The organism is Delftia sp. WSY_16 (genome assembly GCF_043104415.1).
In the GTDB taxonomy this organism is placed as follows: domain Bacteria; phylum Pseudomonadota; class Gammaproteobacteria; order Burkholderiales; family Burkholderiaceae_C; genus Comamonas; species Comamonas tsuruhatensis.
The window spans coordinates 13,600-31,356 of record NZ_JBICKS010000037.1 but is presented as its reverse complement, the minus strand read 5'-3'; the positions used below and the strand labels follow the sequence as shown (position 1 = coordinate 31,356).

At 69.8% G+C, this 17,757-nt stretch carries 16 protein-coding genes; 7 read left to right on the top strand and 9 right to left on the bottom strand.

What is annotated here, in order from left to right:
- Positions 1–16: 16 nt before the first annotated feature.
- From ACF8O7_RS18130 to ACF8O7_RS18115, 4 genes are all read right to left on the bottom strand, one after another.
- Entirely contained in the window at positions 17–298 is a 282-nt protein-coding gene (locus ACF8O7_RS18130; protein ID WP_016452140.1) for a DUF3325 domain-containing protein, read from the bottom strand.
- Entirely contained in the window at positions 295–2,037 is a 1,743-nt protein-coding gene (locus ACF8O7_RS18125; RefSeq protein ID WP_392443954.1) for a PepSY-associated TM helix domain-containing protein, read from the bottom strand. Before ACF8O7_RS18125 ends, ACF8O7_RS18130 begins: the two co-directional genes overlap by 4 nt.
- The gene (locus ACF8O7_RS18120) at positions 2,034–2,360 is read right to left on the bottom strand and encodes a DUF3649 domain-containing protein (protein WP_016452138.1); all 327 of its coding nucleotides are present in this window, start codon (positions 2,358–2,360) and stop codon (positions 2,034–2,036) included. Before ACF8O7_RS18120 ends, ACF8O7_RS18125 begins: the two co-directional genes overlap by 4 nt.
- A gap of 146 nt (positions 2,361–2,506) precedes the next feature.
- Positions 2,507–3,367 carry a LysR substrate-binding domain-containing protein gene (locus ACF8O7_RS18115; protein WP_123695036.1) on the bottom strand — a complete coding sequence of 287 codons (861 nt, stop codon included), beginning with the start codon at positions 3,365–3,367 and terminating at the stop codon, positions 2,507–2,509.
- A 165-nt stretch (positions 3,368–3,532) separates the two neighbouring features.
- Here ACF8O7_RS18115 and ACF8O7_RS18110 point away from each other — a divergent pair, with 165 nt between their 5' ends.
- The 4 genes from ACF8O7_RS18110 to metC all read left to right on the top strand — a co-directional run bounded on the left by ACF8O7_RS18110 (position 3,533) and on the right by metC (position 8,191).
- On the top strand, positions 3,533–4,069 hold the full coding sequence (locus tag ACF8O7_RS18110; RefSeq protein ID WP_392444057.1) for a hypothetical protein: 537 nt from the start codon (positions 3,533–3,535) through the stop codon (positions 4,067–4,069).
- 131 nt (positions 4,070–4,200) lie between these two features.
- Entirely contained in the window at positions 4,201–5,772 is a 1,572-nt protein-coding gene (locus tag ACF8O7_RS18105) for a rhodanese-like domain-containing protein (RefSeq protein WP_392443952.1), read from the top strand.
- 191 nt (positions 5,773–5,963) lie between these two features.
- The gene (locus tag ACF8O7_RS18100) at positions 5,964–6,962 is read left to right on the top strand and encodes a tripartite tricarboxylate transporter substrate binding protein (RefSeq protein ID WP_016448659.1); all 999 of its coding nucleotides are present in this window, start codon (positions 5,964–5,966) and stop codon (positions 6,960–6,962) included.
- Positions 6,962–8,191, top strand: coding sequence for a cystathionine beta-lyase (metC, locus tag ACF8O7_RS18095; RefSeq protein WP_126311623.1), 1,230 nt, complete (start codon positions 6,962–6,964; stop codon positions 8,189–8,191). The genes ACF8O7_RS18100 and metC overlap by 1 nt, the downstream gene beginning before the upstream one ends.
- A 4-nt stretch (positions 8,192–8,195) precedes the next feature.
- On the opposite strand, the gene ACF8O7_RS18090 is transcribed toward metC, so the two are convergent.
- Entirely contained in the window at positions 8,196–9,266 is a 1,071-nt protein-coding gene (locus ACF8O7_RS18090; RefSeq protein WP_126311624.1) for a nitronate monooxygenase family protein, read from the bottom strand.
- A 34-nt stretch (positions 9,267–9,300) separates the two neighbouring features.
- Positions 9,301–10,503: a YbfB/YjiJ family MFS transporter gene (locus tag ACF8O7_RS18085; protein WP_043796544.1), complete on the bottom strand. Its 1,203-nt coding sequence runs from the start codon at positions 10,501–10,503 to the stop codon at positions 9,301–9,303.
- Between the two features lie 102 nt (positions 10,504–10,605).
- Here ACF8O7_RS18085 and ACF8O7_RS18080 point away from each other — a divergent pair, with 102 nt between their 5' ends.
- On the top strand, positions 10,606–11,529 hold the full coding sequence (locus ACF8O7_RS18080) for a LysR family transcriptional regulator (RefSeq protein WP_016452133.1): 924 nt from the start codon (positions 10,606–10,608) through the stop codon (positions 11,527–11,529).
- Positions 11,530–11,617: 88 nt separating this feature from the next.
- On the opposite strand, the gene ACF8O7_RS18075 is transcribed toward ACF8O7_RS18080, so the two are convergent.
- The 3 genes from ACF8O7_RS18075 to ACF8O7_RS18065 form a co-directional block, all read right to left on the bottom strand.
- Entirely contained in the window at positions 11,618–11,920 is a 303-nt protein-coding gene (locus tag ACF8O7_RS18075) for a helix-turn-helix domain-containing protein (protein ID WP_034366575.1), read from the bottom strand.
- Between the two features lie 122 nt (positions 11,921–12,042).
- The gene (locus ACF8O7_RS18070) at positions 12,043–13,683 is read right to left on the bottom strand and encodes a YifB family Mg chelatase-like AAA ATPase (protein WP_126311625.1); all 1,641 of its coding nucleotides are present in this window, start codon (positions 13,681–13,683) and stop codon (positions 12,043–12,045) included.
- 336 nt (positions 13,684–14,019) lie between these two features.
- Positions 14,020–15,039, bottom strand: coding sequence for a LysR family transcriptional regulator (locus tag ACF8O7_RS18065; protein ID WP_047219373.1), 1,020 nt, complete (start codon positions 15,037–15,039; stop codon positions 14,020–14,022).
- 205 nt (positions 15,040–15,244) lie between these two features.
- On the opposite strand from ACF8O7_RS18065, the gene ACF8O7_RS18060 reads away from it, so the two are divergent.
- Together ACF8O7_RS18060 and rhmD are read left to right on the top strand one after the other, a co-directional pair.
- Entirely contained in the window at positions 15,245–16,540 is a 1,296-nt protein-coding gene (locus ACF8O7_RS18060; protein ID WP_034368750.1) for an MFS transporter, read from the top strand.
- Positions 16,541–16,569: 29 nt separating this feature from the next.
- A complete protein-coding gene (gene rhmD / locus ACF8O7_RS18055) occupies positions 16,570–17,757 on the top strand; it encodes an L-rhamnonate dehydratase (protein ID WP_016452099.1) in 1,188 nt (395 codons plus the stop codon).

Here is a 17,757-nt window from a genome sequence, read left to right as displayed (position 1 = left end):
GGCGCCGGGAGGGGCGTCAGCGCAGCCGCTCGCGCGCCACCATGGACAGCAGCACGATGGCGGCGGCTGCGCTGATGTGGCCGAACCAGGCCACCAGCCCCAGCGACCAGGGCTCCACCTGCAGCGCCGCCCACAGCGACAGCGCCAGCAGCACCCAGCCGGCCGCGCGCAGGCGCCGTGTGCGGGCGGGTGGCAGTTCCTTGCCGAACAGGTCGCTCTGGTGGCGGTCCATGGCCAGGGCCAGGCAGGCGAAGGCGCCCAGGGCCAGCAGCTGACAGAACAGATGGGCCATGCTCATGCGCTGGTCTCCGCTGCGGCGGCCGCTGCTGCGGCGGCCACTGCCGTGGTGGCTGCTGCAGTGGCGGCTGCTGCAGTGGCGGCTGACTTGGGCGCGGGCCGGGCGGCGCGCACCGGTTTGGCCTTGGGCTGGTGGCGCTGGGTGCGCAGGGCCAGATGGGCATGCAGTGCGGCCAGGGCCAGCAGCATGAGGTCCATGCCGGCAAACACCCAGTCGCCCGCGCGCAGGCTGGCCAAGAGGCCGCGATCCGTGGTCAGCGCGTTGACCACGGGCAGCAGGGCCAGAACGGCGGCGCCGGCCCACAGCAACTCGATCCAGGCCCGCTTGGCGGGCCGGCCCATCGCCCAGAACAGGGTGGCACCCCAGGCGATGAACATGGCGTGCACCTCCCACTCGGCGCGCTGCGCCATCTCCACCGGCAGCAGGCGGTTGGCCCAGAGCATGCCGGCCATGCCGATGGACAGGCCGGCGATGGTGGCGATGTTCAGCCGTTCCACGAGCCGGAAGCCGAAATGCGGCCTTTCCGGGTCGGGCAGCTTGCTGCGCCGCTTCACGTTCCACAGCACCAGTCCCGTGCCCACCATGGCCGTGCCCGCAAGACTGACGATGAAGTACAGCCAGCGCGTGGGCAGGTCGCCGAAGCGGCCCATGTGCAGCGCATAGAGCACGCCGCGCGTCTCGGCGGCGGCGCCCACGCTGTCCTGGGCCTTGAGCAGTTGGCCGCTGACGCCGTCGAACGTCATGAACTGCGGGCTGATGGAGACGCGGCCGTTGTCGCCGCGCACCACGACCACGCTGGCCTTGGCATCGCCGGGCAGATTGACGTTCAGGCGCTCCACCTGGCCCGCGCCCCAGCGCTGCTCGGCCTGGCGCACCATGTCGGCCAGCGGTGCCAGGGGCGCGGCCTGCCCCGAGGGCTTGCCAGCCGGAACGAAGGCGCTGAGCTGCTGGCCTGCCACCACGCGCTGCTCGGGCGTCATGGTCGTGGCCAGATTGGCCCAGGGCATGTACATCAGGGCCAGGGTCACCAGGCCGGTGTACGTGATCATCAGGTGGAAGGGCAGGCCCAGCACGGACAGCGCGTTGTGCGCGTCCAGCCAGGAGCGCTGGCCCTTGCCCCAGCGGAAGGTGAAGAAGTCGGCAAAGATCTTCTTGTGCGTGATCACCCCGCTGACGATGGCCACCAGCATGAACATGGCGCACAGCCCCGCCAGATAGCGGCCCCAGAGCACGGGCATGTAGTGGAACTGGAAGTGGAAGCGGTAGAAGAACTCGCCGCCGCGCGTCTCGCGCACCGGGCCTTCGAGGCGCGTGCCGGTGGCCGGGTCGAAGCGGCCGTTCTCGAAGCGGCGCCTGGCGCCCTTTTCGGTCTGCGGCGGGCTCCAGAACACCGTGGCCACCGTGCTGCGCGCATCGGGCAGGTTGATCAGCCATTGCGGGCTTTGCGGCGCCACATGCGCCATGGCGTCGCCGATCCGCTGGGCCACGAGCGCGGGCTCGCTCGCCTGGCTCTGGTGCGGCTGCTCGGGCTGCATCCACTGCGTGATCTCGTTCCTGAAATAGCTCACCGTGCCCGTGAGGAACATGGCGTAGAGGAACCAGCCCAGCAGCAGGCCGACCCAGGTGTGCAGGTCGGACATGGTCTGGCGGATGCCGGGCGCCTTGGCGGCTTTCCCGGGCTTGGCAGACTTGCCGGCCGTGTTCGTGGTGTCCGTGGTGTTCGTGGCGTTCGTGTTCATGCGCCCAGCCCCTTGCCCCAGGTCCACCACGCGGCAGGCGCCAGCACCAGGGCGGCGACCAGCAGGCCGGCCCAGGCGCGCGTGGCGCTGCGCACGGCAAACACCCAGATCACCGCGCCCGCGTAGACGGCAAAGCTCAGCAAGGTGCCCGAGATCGCCGCCTGCGTGCGGTCTGCGGGCAGGGCCACAACGGCCACGCTGGCCAGCGCCGCCACGGCGTAGCCGCCAAACAGCGCGGCGAGGATGCGGGAGATCAGCGGCCCGTAGTCACGGAACCAGTCACGGAACCAGTCATGGGTGCGGGCAAGAGTGGGAGATGGCATGGCACGGGGCCTGGAAAGGCTCGAAAAACGCCGGCTGGAGGGGGCGGCGGTGGCGCGGATGTTATTTGAGAATAAGTCCCATTACAAGCGGTTCAGTCAAGTGCGCCGCCACATCCAGCGCTGCCGCGCGCCAAGCGCCCCGGCGCTCAGCCCGCCGGCTGGCGCATGCGGGCCTGCAGGTTCTCGAAGATCTGGCGTGTCACGGGGCTGATCACATGGCTGCGGATGTACAGGCGGTAGACCAGGTCCGGCAGCGGCGGCATGCCGTCGCCCGCGCCCAGCACGCGCAGGCCCGGGTCGAGCTGCTCCACGCCGCGTGCCGTCACGCCCAGGCCGGCGCGCAGCGCCGCGCGTATGCCCACCAGGCTGGTGCAGGTGTGGCGCGGCGTCCAGGCGATGCCGGCCGCATCCAGCGCATCGCAGCCCAGGCGGCGGAAGATGCTGGGCCCGTCGGCCATGACCAGGGGTACGGGCTTGCCCGGGTCATGGGCATAGCCCGCGCCGCACAGCCACACCGTGGGTGTGGAGCGCAGGGCAAAGCCCTCGAAGCCTTCATCCTCCCGGTTGGAGATGGCCAGGTCCAGCTCGCCCTGCTTGAGCGACTCCATCAGGAACGGGCTGCGCCCCACATGGATGTCGATCTGCATGCCCGGAAAGTTCAGCGCGATCTCCTGCAGCACGGGCGGCAGCATGTTGTCGGCCGCGTCGTGGGGCGCGCCAATGCGCACCAGGCCCTGCACCTGGCGGTGCTGCAGGTTGCGCAGCGCCTCGTCGTGGATGGCCAGCATGTGGCGCGCATAGCCCAGCAGGCGCTGGCCGTGGTCGGTGAGGCGTTTTTGCCGGCCCTGCTTCTCGAACAGCGCGTGGCCGATCTTCTCCTCCAGCCGCTGCATCTGCTGGGTGATGGCCGATTGCGTGCGCCCCATCTGCACGGCGGCGGCGGCAAAGCTGTCGTGGCTGGCAATGGCGGCCAGGGTGCGCAGCAGGTCCAGGTCAAGCGTCTCCATACTTCAATTTTATTGAAGTATTTGTTGAGGGTGCGTGGATTGTTGCGGGCCGGACGCCTCACTACAGTGGGCTTCAACGACGACAAGGAGTCCCCTTTGAACACCACCACTACCACCACCATCACCGAACAGCGCAGCGCCGCCGTGACAGCGGCCATCGACCACATGAAGCAGGCCATTGGCGAAGGCGCTGCCACGCGCGCCAGCCTGGACGCCGTGCTCCAGCAGCTGCTGGGCCTGGCCGCGCGCCGAGACTTCTGGCAGCAGGCCGACTACGCCGCGCCCGAAGAGGGCGAGCACCAGGCTCGCTACCTGATCGCCGAGGACGCCGACCAGAGCTATGCGCTGTACCTCAACGTCATGCGCCCGGGCAAGCGCATCGTGCCGCACAACCACACGACCTGGGCCTGCATTGCCGCCGTGGAAGGCACGGAGCACAACCGCGTCTACGAGCGCACCGACGACGGCTCCGTCCCCGGCAAGGCCACGCTGCGTGAGACGGATCTCGTGGTGGTGGCGCCAGGCCAGGGCATCGCCCTCATGCCCGAGAACATCCACTCCGTGGAGATCCAGGGCGAGCAGGTCATCCGCCACCTGCACATGTACGGCCGCGCGCTGGAGACGCTCAACGAGCGCACCAGCTACGACCTGGCCGCCGGCACCTGCCAGACCATGGCCATCGGCGTGCAGACGCGCCGCTGAGCCCCGGCCTTCCGGCCGCTACCTCCCGCTTCCTGCCTTTTCACTGTCCGTGCCGCAGCGCGCCCCACGGGGCGCGCGTGGCAGGGCTTTGCCCGAAATTCCTTGCCGATCTTTTTCCCGGACCGCATGCAATGACCGCATCCATTGACGCCCACACCCTCAAATCCTGGCTGCACGACGGCCAGGAGATCGCGCTGCTCGACGTGCGCGAGCACGGCCAGTACGGCGAGTCGCACCTGTTCTACGCCACGCCCCTGCCCTACAGCCGGCTGGAGCTGGATGTGCCCCGCCTGGTGCCGCGCAGGCAGGTGCGCGTCGTCACCTACGACGGTGGCGAGGGCGATGCCAGCGCGGGCGTGGCCGGGCGTGCCGCGCGCCGCCTCGAAGACCTGGGCTATACCCAGGTCGCCGTGCTCGAAGGCGGTGCCAAGGCCTGGAGCGCTGCGGGCTACACGCTGTTCGCCGGCGTGAACCTGCCCTCCAAGACCTTTGGCGAACTGGCCGAACACGCCTACGGCACGCCGCGCATCACGGCCCAGCAGCTGGCGGCGCGCCAGGCGGCGGGCCTGCCCCTGGTGGTGCTGGACGGCCGGCCCGTCTCCGAGTTCCACAAGATGAACATCCCCGGCGCCATCTGCTGCCCCAATGGCGAGCTGGCGCTGCGCGTGAGCCGCCTGGTGCCCGATGCGGCCACGCCCATCGTGGTCAATTGCGCGGGCCGCACGCGCTCCATCATCGGCGCGCAGACCTTGATCAACCTGGGCATTCCCAACCCCGTCTACGCGCTGGAAAACGGCACCCAGGGCTGGTACCTGGCCGACCTGCCGCTGGAGCACGGCGGCACGCAGCGTTATGGCGACGACTCGGCCAGCAGCGCGCTGCAAGCACAGGCCCGCGCCCTGGCCGAACGCTTCGACGTGCCCGAGGTCGATGCCGACACCGTGCGCGCCTGGAGCCAGGATGCTGCGCGCACGCTGTTCCTGTGCGATGTGCGCACGCCCGAGGAATTCAAGGCCGGCTCGCTGCCCGGCGCCCAGCACACGCCCGGCGGCCAGCTCATGCAGGCCGGCGACCAGTACGTGGGCGTGCGCGGTGCGCGCCTGGTGCTGTTCGACAGCGATGGCGTGCGCGCCCCCGTGGTGGCCAGCTGGCTGCGCCAGCTCGGCCATGACGCCTGCGTGCTGCGGGGCGGCCTGCACAGCGGCCTGGACCTGGCACCGGCCCAGCCGCCCCAGGCCCCCGCACTGGCAGGCATCACGGCGCAGGCCCTGCATGAGCGCATGCGCCAGGGCGAGGTGGCCGTGGTCGATCTGCGCGCGGGCATGAAGTACCGCGCAGGCCACATCGCCGGGGCCCGCTGGTCCATCCGCCCGTGCTTGGCCAGCGATCTGTCCGGCGAGACGCGCCAGATCGTGCTGGTGGCCGATGAGCACGGCATGGCGCAATGGGCCGCGCTGGAACTGCAGGGCGCCGCGCCGCTGCTGCTCGAAGGCGGCCTGGCCGCATGGCAGCAGGCCGGCCTGCCCGTCGAGGCCACGCCCGACAGCCCCACCGACGCCGAGTGCATCGACTACCTGTTCTTCGTGCACGACCGCCACGACGGCAACAAGGAAGCGGCACGCCGCTACTTGGCCTGGGAGACGGGCCTGGTGCCGCAGCTCGATGCCCAGGAACTGGCCGCCTTCCGCCTGCCGAGTGCATGAAGCTCCCCCTGAGCGGCTTCGCCGCTTCCCCCTCTCTCGCTGCGCGGGAGGGGGACGGCACCCTCGCTGCGGGGGCGGCCCTTGCTTGGTGCCCCTGGCCAAAGTCACGTCAGTTGCAAAGGCAGCGCCATATATCGCTGACTTGCCGTAGAGCGACATAAATCAGATCACATAACGACAGGAGACAAGACATGTTCGCAATCCCCACCCTGGCCAGGATGCTGGCCGCCAGCCTCGCGGCCCTGGCCATGCTCTCGCAGGCCACGGCCGAGCCGCTGGCCGCACGCAACGGCTATCCGGCCCAGCCGATCCGCTTCATCTCGCCCTTCCCGCCGGGCGGCGGCAACGACGCCAGCACGCGCTGGGTCACCACGCGGCTGACCGAGGCCACAGGCCAGCCCTCCGTGGTGGAAAACCGGGGCGGTGCAGGCGGCAACATCGGCGCCAAGGCCGTGGCCGAGGCCAAGCCCGATGGCTACACCGTGCTCACGGGCCAGGTCTCGCTGATGGCGGTGAACCCCGCGCTGTACAGCGCGCCGGGGTTTGATCCGCTCAAGAACTTCGTGCCCATCACGCAGATCAACGCGGCGCCGCTGGCCATCGTGGTCGCCTCGGCCTCGCCCCTCAAGAGCTTTGCCGACCTGGTGGCGCGCAGCAAGGGCGAGCCGGGCCGCGTCACCTATGCCACGCCCGGCAACGGCACGCTGTCGCACCTGGTGGGCGTGGTGCTGTCCAAGGAAAACGGCGTGCCCATGACCCATGTGCCCTACAAGGGCGCGGGGCCGGCCATCAACGATCTGCTGGGCCAGCAGGTCGATGTGCTGATCACCTCCACCTCGTCCGTGGCCGGCATGATCCAGGCGGGCCAGGTGCGTGCGCTGGCCGTCACCAGCCCGCGCCGCATCGGCGTGTTCGGCAAGGTGCCCACGCTGGAGGAACTGGGCCTGCGCAATGCGCGCTTCGAGGACTGGTACGGCTTCTTCGCTCCCGCCGGCACGCCGCCCGAGCGCGTGGCCTTCTTGCACGACGCCATCGTGCGCACCCTGCAACTGCCGGAAGTGACCAAGCTGGTCGTCGATGGCGGCAGCGAAGTCGTGGCCAATACGCCCGAAGCCTTTGCCGCCCAGCTGCGCCAGGACATGGAGCGCTGGTCGCGCGTGGTCAAGCTCTCGGGCGCGAAGATCGACTGATGGCTGCCGAACACGCCCCCGTGCCTGGATCATCGGCCTCTGGCGCCCCCGCGCTGGACCTGCAGACCCGGCTGCTGCATGCGGGCAAGCGCCCGACCTATGCGGGCGGCACGGCCGTCAACCCGCCCCTGGTGCGCGCCAGCACCGTGCTGTTCGAGAGCACGGCACAGCAGCGCGAGATGCGCGAGCGCCGCGCCGGCGAGCGCATCTTCAGCTACGGCGCGCGCGGCACACCCACCGGCTTTGCGCTGGAAGATGCCGTCAGCGAGCTGGAAGGCGCCCACCGCACGCGGCTGCTGCCTACCGGCCTGGCGGCCATCGGCATGGCCCTGCTCAGCTACCTGCGCCCCGGCGACCATGTGCTGCTGACCGACAGCGCCTACCAGCCTGTGCGCCACCTGGCCGGCCAATGGCTGCGGCCCTACGGCATCGAGTACGACTTCTTCGCGGCCGATGGCAGCGACGCCCAGGCGCGCATGCGCCCCAACACCCGCATGGTCTATGCCGAATGCCCGGGATCGCTGGTCTACGAAATGTGCGACCTGCCCGCGCTGGCGGCCATGGCCCATGCGCGCGGCGCTCTGGTCGTGGCCGACAACACCTGGGGATCGGGCTGCCAGTACCGGCCGCTGGCGCTGGGGGCCGATGTCTCGGTGATGGCAGCCACCAAGTACCTGTCAGGCCACTCCGACGTGATGATGGGCACCGTGGCCACCACCGAGGCCGCCTGGGAGCCGCTGGCCGCGCGCTGCGATGCCTTCGGCATGGCGGTCAGCCCCGACGATGCCTGGCTGGTGCTGCGCGGCATGCGCTCGCTGGCCGCACGGCTGCAGATGCACGAGGCGCATGCGCTGGAGGTGGCGCACTGGCTGCAGCAGCACCCGGCCGTGGCCACCGTGTTCTGCCCCGCGCTGCCCACGCACCCCGGCCATGCGCTGTGGCTGCGCGACTGCCAGGGCACCAACGGCCTGGTGTCGCTGGAGCTGCAGCCCGGCACCGCCGAGGCCGCCGTGGACCGCTTCATCGACGGCCTGCGCCTCTTCGGCATCGGCGCCTCCTGGGGCGGCTACGAGAGCCTGGCGACGGCCGCGCACATGGCGCAGGCGCGCAGCGTCACCGACTGGAGTGCGCGCGGGCCCGTGGTGCGCCTGCACATCGGCCTGGAGTCGCCGCGCGACCTCATCGCCGACCTGGAGCAGGGGTTGGCGGCGCTGGACATGCCTGCCTGAGCGATCAGGCCCTCTGAGCGCGCGCCAGTTCGCCGGCCAGCGTCTGCACCAGCGCAGCGGCCGGCATCTCACGCGCCAGCGGCGCACCCTGGCCGGCCCAGTGGGCTGCGTAGTCGGAGCTGCCCTGGGCGGACGCCGCCTGGTGCAGGGCCTTGCCTGCGTCGTAGACGCGCGGGTAGTCGGGCAGGGGCTGGCCATGGCTGGCGCCCAGCGCATGCAGTCGGTTGACCATGCCGCGCGCCGGCCGGCCCGAGATGGCGGCGGTGATGCCTGTGTGGTGGGCGCGTTCGCTGCGCAGCTCGGCACGGTAGGCCGGGCTGGCGGACGATTCAGGGCAGAGGATGAAGGCCGTGCCCAGCTGCGCCGCACAGGCGCCCAGGCCCAGCGCGGCCGCAATGCCCTCGCCGTCCATGATGCCGCCGGCCGCGATCACCGGCAGGGCCGTGTTGCGGGCCAGCACGCGCACCAGGGCGAAGGTGCCCATCATGCGGTCCTGCGCGGGATCGAACGTGCCGCGGTGCCCCCCGGCCTCCACGCCCTGGGCCACGATGGCATCGACACCGGCCTGCTCCACCTGGCGCGCCTCGTCCAGCGACGTGGCGCTGGCCAGGGTCACGACGCCGGCTGCGCGCAGCGCGTCGATGAAGCCCTGCTCAGGCAGCCCGAAATGAAAGCTCACCACGGCGGGCCGCTCCTGCATCAGCATGGCCTGCAGCGCGGCGTTGCCGACGGCGGTGGCGTAGATCTCGTTGAGCGTGGCAGGCGGCGTGGCGCCAAAGCGCGCGAACTCGGGCGCCAGATGGGCCAGCCAGGCGGCCTCGCGCTGCGCATCGGCCCGGGCCGGCCGGTGGCAGAACAGGTTGACGTTGAAGGCGCCCGAAGTCAGCGCGCGCGTCTGCACGATCTGCTGGCGTGCCTGCTCCGTGCCGCTGGCGCCAATGCCCAGCGAGCCCAGGCCGCCGGCCTCGGTGACGGCGGCCGCCAGCGCGGGCGTGGACGTGCCGGCCATGGGGGCCTGGATGATGGGATGGCGCATGCCCAGTCGGGCCATCCACGCGGTCTTTGCGGTGCTCATACGACTCCTTGTTTCCTGCCTCGAATCCGCGCACTCATGCGGCGGCCTGCCGGCGTGCGCTGGCGCGGCTGGCGGCGATCATCAGCGTGCCCAGCAGCAGCGACACGCTGCCGATGACGAACAGGCGCTGGTACGAGCCCAGGCCCGCATAGCTCCAGGCCATGAAATATCCCGACACGGCCTGCATCAGCGCAAAGGCCGCCGTGGCATAGCCCCACATGCGCTTGTGCTGCACGGGGCCGATCAGCTGCATCAGGTAGCCCGAGGTGATGGCCGCCATGCCCGGCGACAGCGCGCCCACCAGGAAGGACGAGGTCGCATGCCCCGCAAATCCCACCCAGAACAGCGGCATGGCAATGGCCAGGGTCTTGACCGCATAGGCGCCCGTGGTCGTGCCCCACCAGCCAAAGCGCGTGGCGCACAGCGAGGCCACCAGCGGCCCGGCAATGGCGCCCAGGCCGAACACGGCCCACTGCGTGGAGGCGTAGGCATCGCCCAACTGCAGCTCGCGCGCCAGGTAGTCCACCCAGAACACCGTGTGCGGCACAAAGCCGAAGGCGTCCGTCATATAGGCCAGCATCACCAGCACCACGGGCAGCGTCCACAGGGGCGCGGCGGGCACGGGCCGGGCATGGGGCGTGATGGCGATGGGCGCAGGCACCGGCAGCCGCCGCACATGGCGCCAGCCCAGCCAGCCGGCCCAGGCGCAGACCGCCGCCAGCGCCCACCAGACGGCGCCCAGGCTCTGGCGCGCCAGCAGCGGTATCAGCGTGGCCGACAGCAGGGCGCCGGCACCTATGCCGCAGAACATCAGCGGCCCCAGGGCCGCACGCCGCTGCACGGGCGTGGCCGCCAGGGCCACGGAGGGGCCCAGCACCATCAGGATGGCGCCGCCAATGCCCGAGATGCAGCGCCAGGCAAAGAACCAGGGCATGGGCAGCGGCCAGGCGCAGGCCGCAAAGCTCAGCGCCAGGGCCACCCAGCACCACAGCAGCACGCGCAGCGCGCCCAGGCGTTCGGCCAGCGGCGCGGCCGCCAGCGCCCCGATCAGATAGCCCAGCAGATTGGCCGCGCCCAGGTAGGCCACCTGCTCGCCGCTGAACCAGCCGGCATGCACCATCTGCGGCATCAGCGCCGTGTAGGCAAAGCGCGCCAGGCCGACGCCGCTGAGCGTGGCCATGAAGCCGGTCAGCAGCAGGGAAGTTTCGTTGCGTTGGATCACGGGAGTGGGCGCCATGCGGGGAGGATGGGCATACCTTAAGCCGCCGGAGTCATCATGTCCAATGATTCAAAATGATGGCGTCGATCTCGATTGAAGATGAATGCCACTGGAGCCGCGATGCAACTGAAGTCCCTGCGCATGTTCCTGGCCGTCTGCGACAGCGGCAGCTTCGGCGCTGCCGCGCAGCAACTGCACACCGTGCAGTCCAACGTGACGGCCCATGTGAAAAAGCTCGAGGACGAGGCCGGCGTGCAACTGCTGGAGCGCAGCGCTCCCGTGCACGCCACGCCTGCCGGCCGCCTGCTGGAGCAATACGCGCGGCGCATGCTGGCCGACCATGACGAGGCGCTGGCCCTGCTGCAGGGCAGCGCCCGGGCCGCCGGCGCGCTGCGCATAGGCTCCATGGAAACCACGGCCGCGCTGCGCCTGCCGCCGCTGCTGGCGCGCCTGCACCAGGCCCGGCCCGGCCTGGACCTGGAGCTGCGCACGGCCACCACGGCCGAGCTGCTGGCTGACCTGCTGGCAGGGCGGCTGGACTGCGCCTTCGTCTCGGGCATGCCGCCCCAGTCGCGGCTGCAGGGCTGGAAGGTTTTCGAGGAGGAACTGGTGCTGGTCACCGCATTCGCGCTGCCGCGCTTTCCCGATGCCGCCCAGCTCAGCGCCGTGCCCTTCCTGGCCTTCCGCCAGGGCTGCAGCTACCGCCAGCGCATCGAACTGCTGCTGGCCACGCGCGGCGTGGCCGCACGCATCATGGAAATGGGATCGCTGGACGCCATCCTCGGCTGCGTGGCCGCCGGCATGGGCTACGGCCTGCTGCCGCGCAGCGTGGTCCAGGCCCAGCAGCACCGCTTCGGCGTGCACATCACGGCCTTGCCCGGGGCACTCGCCCAGGAAGTCGCCCGCGTGGAAACCTGGTTCGTCGTGCCCGCGCGCCAGGGCTGGTCGCCTGCGCTGCATGCGTGCGTGGAGGTGTTGGGGATCGAGGGTGTGCAGGGCGAAGAGGCCCTGGGCATGGAAGCCGTCCCGGCAGCGTCTGCCTGAGACTCAGAACAGGTCGGAAGGCAAGGCTGCTGCCTTTTGGGCGATGTCCACCAGCATAGTTGAGCCCAATACACACCTCCACGGAAATTCAGGCTTGAGGGAGTCCTGCCATCAACGAATCTTGCTTGGGCGCAATGATCATGGCGAGGCCCAGTCCATCAAGAACGGTCAGCAGCTTGTCAGAGCCCACACCGCCCTGTCCTTTTTCGAGGCGAAAAAGCAAGTCTAGGGATACGCCGCACAGGGCGGCCGTGTCATCAATGCGCAGATGCTGCGCCTTGCGCATGGAGCGGATCAGGGCGCCGAGTCCCTGCAAGCTCACGATGACTTCGGCGCCACGGGGTATAGCTACCTCATGGGCCGGAGTTTGGGGGCGTTGGAAAGATGGCATGGGAGGATCCGAGTGATTTATGGAATTCCGAAATTCAGTCAAATTTCTGGTTGAAACGCCGGAAATTTCGGAATTTCAGAAACAGTTCCAACAAACCAGGCAACCGCGCCCAACGCAGATCCTCATGAAGGCAACCGCAACACCCTCCGATACTGCATGGCCTCGGCCACATGCCCGGTCTCCACTGCCGCGCTGCCGGCCAAGTCGGCAATGGTGCGCGCCACCTTGAGCGCGCGGTGGGTGCTGCGGGCCGACCAGCCCAGGCGTGCGGCGGCCTTGTGGGCGAAGGCCAGGGCCTCGGGCGACAGGCCCAGGTGGTCGTCCAGGGCCTGGCCCTGGAGCTGGTGGTTGGCACTGCCCTGGCGCTGCAGGGCCAGCGCGCGGGCCTGGACCACGCGCTCGCGCACGGTGTCGCTGGCCTCGCCAGAGCGCGCGGCCAGCAGCTCCTGCGGGGGTAGGGCGCCGACTTCCACATGCAGGTCGATGCGATCCAGCAGCGGGCCGCTGATGCGCGCCTGGTAGCGCGCCACCTTGTCGGGCGTGCAGCGGCAGCGCTGCACCGTCGACCCCCAATGGCCGCAGGGGCAGGGATTCATGGCCGCGACGAGCTGGAAGCGCGCGGGGAATTCGCAGCGCTGGGCGGCTCTGGCGATGGTGATCTGGCCTGTCTCCAGCGGCTCGCGCAGCGCCTCCAGCGCACTGCGCGCGAACTCGGGAAATTCATCGAGGAAGAGCACGCCGTGGTGGGACTGCGAAATCTCGCCGGGGCGCGGTGGCGAGCCTCCTCCGACCAGGGCCACGGCACTGGCCGTGTGATGCGGGCTGGCCGTGGGGCGCTGGCGCCAGCGCTCGGGCGTGAAGCGGCCGGCCAGGCTGGCGATGGCGGCGGCCTCCAGCGCCTCGTCATCGCTCATGGGCGGCAGCAGGTCGGCAAAGCGCTGGGCCAGCATGGACTTGCCCGAGCCCGGCGGCCCCACCAGCAGCAGGCCGTGGCCTCCGGCCGCAGCGATTTCCAGCGCGCGCCGCGCCTGGGCCTGGCCGCGCACCTCGGCCAGGTCCAGGCTGCTGCGCACGGCGACGGCGGGCTGCGGCTGCACCGCATGCCAGCCCGGGCCGGGGCATGTCTGGGTGTCGCCTGCTGCCGGCAAGGCGTCGGTTTCGTCGGTCTCTTCGGTGTCCTCGCTTTCGTCGCTGCAGCAGGTATCGTCCGGTTCCTGCTCCGCCTGCACCAGGGCATTGGCCGAGCGTGTGATGAAGCGGCGCACCACGTCCAGCAGGTGGTGCGCGCAGAACACCTGGGCCGACGGCACGAAGGCCGCCTCCTGCGCGCTGCCCGGCGGCAGGACCAGGCGGGCGCCGTCCTGCTGGCGGTGCAGGGCCAGGGCTGTGGCCAGCGCGCCGCGCACGGGCCGCAGGGCGCCCGACAGCGACAGCTCGCCCGCGAATTCATAGTCGGCCAGCGCATCGCCATTGATCTGGCCGCTGGCCGCGAGAATGCCCAGCGCAATCGGCAGGTCGAAGCGCCCCGAATCCTTGGGCAGGTCGGCGGGTGCCAGGTTGACGATGATGCGTTTGTTGCTCGGGAACTCCAGCCCGGAGTTCAGCAGCGCCGAGCGCACGCGTTCACGCGCTTCCTTGACCTCGACATCGGCCAGACCCACCAGCGTGAACGACGGCAGGCCGTTGGCCAGATGCACTTCCACGGTGACACGCGGGGCGGCCAGCCCCAGCAGCGCACGACTTTGAACCAGGGCCAGACCCATGGGCACCTCGCAGGAACGACAGACACAAAGCCACACAAAGCAAGAAGCCGCCAGCGGTGCGGCGGCTTCGGTAACCCAGTATGGCAACGGCCTTGGGCCTTGTGGACGGCGGGCGCGGCGCTGAACCCAAATCTCAGAATGTTCTGACCCTTGCAGCGCAAAAATCAGAACAGCTTCACCGGCGCCGGCACGCTCAGCACGGCCGTGTAGTAGCCCATGAACTGCACGCCGGTGTTGAAACCCAGGCCGCGTGACGGCAGGCCGCCGAGCAGGCCCGGCAACTGCCGTTCCCCTGCGCCATGCGAGATTGCAGGTCGAAACGCGAGCGGTGCTGGCTCAACCCGCCTGAGCCAGCCCCCGGGCCTGCGCACGCAGCAGCGCGATAAAGCGCTGCTGCTCCTGCGTGGGCGCGTCGTCGGTGCGGGTGAGGATGCCGAAGGGCGCCATGGGCACGTCGATGCAGACCGGCAGCGCCCTGACCAGGCCCATGCGCAGATAGTCCTTGAGCGCGGATTCGGACAGCAGCATCACGGCATCGGTCAGCTGCACCAGTTGCTGCATGGAGTACACCGAGCTGCATTCGATGATGTCGGCCGGCGCGGGCAGCTCCAGGCGCTGCAGCAGCTGGTCGAGCGCGATGCGCGCGGGGCTGGTGGCCGGCTGCAGGATCCAGGGCCAGTCGCGCACCAGTTCCTCCCAGTCGAGCTTGCGCCGGCGCGCCAGCGCATGGCCGCTGCGCACGACGAGCAGCAGCCGCTCGTTGCCCAGTTCCTCGAAGCCGTAGCCGCTGCTGTCTGCCGTGGGGCTGCGCCGTGCAATGGCCAGGTCGATGCGCCGCTGGTCCAGCAGGCGCAGGATCTGGTCGCTGGTGTCGCCCATGATGCGCAGGCGCAGCTGCGGGCTTTGCGCCTTCATGCGGGCCACGGCAGTCATCACCAGGTCGGGTGCTGCGCCCATGATGGTGCCGATGGACAGGTAGCCGTAGCCGCCCTGGCGGCGCGCGGCCAGGTCCTCGGCGCAGCGGTCCAGGCTGTTGAGCGAAGCCTCGGCAAACCGCACCAGCTGCGCGCCCAGCGCCGTGGGCCGCATGCCGCGCGGCAGGCGCTCGAAGAGCTGGCAGCCGAACATGTCCTCGATCTCGCGCAGCATGCGCGTGGCTGCAGGCTGGGACATGGCCAGGCTCAGCGATGCGCGGTGCAGGTTCAGGCTCGATCCCAGCGCCACCAGCATGTGCAGGTGCTTGTAGCGCAGACGGTTGAGCAGGCTGCGGTGCAGCACGGGCGGGGCGGATTCGGGCGGCTTGTCAGGCATAAGCGCAAGGTATCGGATGTGACCGAAATTCGATTTGTTGAGCATCGATCATGCGCCGTACATTGGCCCTGCGACAAGAAAAAACAGACCCAATCCAGGAGACAAGACATGCACAGCCCATCGCCTGTTTCATGACGCGCCGACGCGGCCGGCACCAACGCCGCGGCCGCGCTCGCACCTTCATCAAAGCACGCCTTCAGCGCTCCGGACGACCGGGCGTGACGGCCTCTCATTGCCTGCAAGGAAAGTCATGAAAAAACTCCCCGCTCCCCTGCTCGCCAGGATCTCCTGGCGCCTGCTGCCCTTCTTGCTGCTCATGTACATCATGGCCTTCCTGGACCGGGCCAACGTGGGCTTTGCCAAGGTGGCCTTCCAGGCCGATACCGGCATCAGCGATGCGGCCTTCGCCTTTGGCGCGGGCGTGTTCTTCGCAGGCTATGCGCTGCTGGAAGTGCCCAGCAACTTAATCATGCACCGCGTGGGCGCCCGCATGTGGATGTGCCGGATCATGGTCACCTGGGGCCTGGTGTCGGCGGCCATGATGTTCGCCCACGACCAGACAACGTTCTATGTGCTGCGCTTTTTGCTGGGCGTGGCCGAGGCGGGGTTCTTCCCCGGCGTCATCCTGTACCTGACCTACTGGTTCCCGGCAGCGCACCGCGCGCAGGCCATGGGCTTTTTCTACTTCGGCGCGCCGCTGGCCTTCATCTTCGGCAGCCCGCTATCGGGCCTGCTGCTGGAGCTGGACGGCATCGGTGGCTGGCACGGCTGGCAGTGGCTGTTCGCGGTGGAGGGGCTGATGGCCGTGGCCGTGGGCATCTGGGCGTATTTCCACCTGGACAACCGCCCCGCCGACGCCACCTGGCTCAGCCGCGAGGACAAGGCGCTGCTGCAGGACATCCTCGACAGCGAAGAGCGCGCCAAGGGCGGCCACGGCCACAGCCTGCTGGCCGCGCTGTGCCAGCCGCGCGTGCTCTACCTGGCGCTGATCTACCTGCTGATCCAGGCCAGCGTCTATGGCGTGGTGTTCTACCTGCCCAGCCAGGTGGCGGGCCTGCTGGGCACCAAGGTGGGCCTGCTGGTGGGCGTGGTCTCGGCCATTCCCTGGCTGTGCGCGCTGCTGGCCGCGTGGTGGATTCCGGGCCATGCCGAGCGGACAGGCCAGCCGCGCGGCATCGCCAGCCTGACGCTGGTGATGGCTGCCGTGGGCATGGCTGCATCGGTGAGTTTCTCCAGCCCCCTGCTGGGTGTGGCCGCGCTGTGCCTGGCGGCGGCCGGCTTCATCGCCGTGCAGCCCGTGTTCTGGACCTTTCCTGCCAACACGCTGGCCGGCGCTGCGGCCGCTGGCGGCATCGCCTTCATCAACTCCCTCGGCGCCGTGGGGGGCTTCATCGCCCCCATCGTCAAGAACTGGGCCGAGGGCTTTTTCCACTCCCCGGCGGCCGGCCTGTACCTGCTGGCCGGCACCACGCTGCTGGCTGCGGCCCTGGTGCTGGGCGTGCGCGCACGCCTGGCGCCGGCCTTGGCCGCACCGTCGGCCGCCTGAACCACTTGCACACGGAGCACAACCATCCCATGACACAGATCCCCACCATCAAGCAGGTGCGCGCCTTCACGCTCAAGGGCGGCGGCGCCGACTACCACGACCAGTCCGACGGCCACTGGATCGACGACCACATCGCCACGCCCATGGCCAAGTACCCCGAGTACCGGCAAAGCCGCCGCAGCTTCGGCATCAACGTGCTGGGCACGCTGGTGGTGGAGATCGAGGACAGCGCCGGACGCGTGGGCTTTGCCGTGACCACGGGCGGCGAGCCTGCGGCCTACATCGTCGAAAAGCACCTGGCGCGTTTCCTCGAAGGCGCCCGGGTCACCGACATCGAGCGCATCTGGGACCAGATGTACCTGTCCACCCTGTACTACGGCCGCAAGGGCATCGTCATCAACACCATCTCGGGCGTGGACCTGGCGCTGTGGGACCTGCTGGGCAAGGTGCGCGGCGAGCCCGTGCACCAGCTGCTGGGCGGCGCCGTGCGCGACGAGCTGCAGTTCTACGCCACGGGCGCGCGGCCCGACCTGGCACAGAAGATGGGCTTCATCGGCGGCAAGATGCCGCTGCACCACGGCCCGGCCGAGGGCGAGGAAGGGCTGCGCCGCAACCTGCAGGAGCTGGCCACCATGCGCGAGCGCGTGGGCCCGGACTTCTGGCTCATGCTGGACTGCTGGATGAGCCTGGATGTGAACTACGCCACGCGCCTGGCCCAGGGTGCGCAGGCCCATGGCCTCAAGTGGATCGAGGAGGCCCTGCCGCCCGACGATTACTGGGGCTACGCGGCCCTGCGCAAGAACGTGCCCACCGGCATGCTGGTGACCACGGGCGAGCACGAGGCCACGCGCTGGGGCTTTCGCCAGCTGCTGGAGATGGGCTGCTGCGACATCATCCAGCCCGACGTGGGCTGGTGCGGCGGCATCACCGAGCTGCTCAAGATCTCGGCCCTGGCCGATGCCCACCAGGCCCTGGTCATCCCGCATGGCTCCAGCGTCTACAGCTACCACTTCGTGGCCACGCGCCACAACAGCCCGTTTGCCGAGTTCCTGATGATGGCCCCCAAGGCCGACGAGGTCGTGCCCATGTTCCATCCGCAGCTGCTGGGCGAGCCCGTGCCCGTCAACGGCCGCATGCGCCTGTCGGCGCTGGACAGGCCTGGCTTCGGCGTGGAGCTCAATCCCGAGTGCGCCTTGCACCGCCCGTACACGCACTGA

Excerpts from the sequence above, each read along its gene's own strand:
- ACF8O7_RS18120 (WP_016452138.1), bottom strand. The coding sequence starts at position 2,360 with ATGCCATCTCCCACTCTTGCCCGCACCCATGACTGGTTCCGTGACTGG.
- ACF8O7_RS18110 (WP_392444057.1), top strand. The coding sequence starts at position 3,533 with ATGAAGCAGGCCATTGGCGAAGGCGCTGCCACGCGCGCCAGCCTGGAC.
- ACF8O7_RS18090 (WP_126311624.1), bottom strand. The coding sequence starts at position 9,266 with ATGAGCACCGCAAAGACCGCGTGGATGGCCCGACTGGGCATGCGCCAT.
- ACF8O7_RS18125 (WP_392443954.1), bottom strand. The coding sequence starts at position 2,037 with ATGAACACGAACGCCACGAACACCACGGACACCACGAACACGGCCGGC.
- ACF8O7_RS18060 (WP_034368750.1), top strand. The coding sequence starts at position 15,245 with ATGAAAAAACTCCCCGCTCCCCTGCTCGCCAGGATCTCCTGGCGCCTG.
- ACF8O7_RS18100 (WP_016448659.1), top strand. The coding sequence starts at position 5,964 with ATGTTCGCAATCCCCACCCTGGCCAGGATGCTGGCCGCCAGCCTCGCG.
- metC (WP_126311623.1), top strand. The coding sequence starts at position 6,962 with ATGGCTGCCGAACACGCCCCCGTGCCTGGATCATCGGCCTCTGGCGCC.
- rhmD (WP_016452099.1), top strand. The coding sequence starts at position 16,570 with ATGACACAGATCCCCACCATCAAGCAGGTGCGCGCCTTCACGCTCAAG.
- ACF8O7_RS18105 (WP_392443952.1), top strand. The coding sequence starts at position 4,201 with ATGACCGCATCCATTGACGCCCACACCCTCAAATCCTGGCTGCACGAC.
- ACF8O7_RS18130 (WP_016452140.1), bottom strand. The coding sequence starts at position 298 with ATGAGCATGGCCCATCTGTTCTGTCAGCTGCTGGCCCTGGGCGCCTTC.
- ACF8O7_RS18075 (WP_034366575.1), bottom strand. The coding sequence starts at position 11,920 with ATGCCATCTTTCCAACGCCCCCAAACTCCGGCCCATGAGGTAGCTATA.
- ACF8O7_RS18085 (WP_043796544.1), bottom strand. The coding sequence starts at position 10,503 with ATGGCGCCCACTCCCGTGATCCAACGCAACGAAACTTCCCTGCTGCTG.
- ACF8O7_RS18115 (WP_123695036.1), bottom strand. The coding sequence starts at position 3,367 with ATGGAGACGCTTGACCTGGACCTGCTGCGCACCCTGGCCGCCATTGCC.
- ACF8O7_RS18065 (WP_047219373.1), bottom strand. The coding sequence starts at position 15,039 with ATGCTCAACAAATCGAATTTCGGTCACATCCGATACCTTGCGCTTATG.
- ACF8O7_RS18070 (WP_126311625.1), bottom strand. The coding sequence starts at position 13,683 with ATGGGTCTGGCCCTGGTTCAAAGTCGTGCGCTGCTGGGGCTGGCCGCC.
- ACF8O7_RS18080 (WP_016452133.1), top strand. The coding sequence starts at position 10,606 with ATGCAACTGAAGTCCCTGCGCATGTTCCTGGCCGTCTGCGACAGCGGC.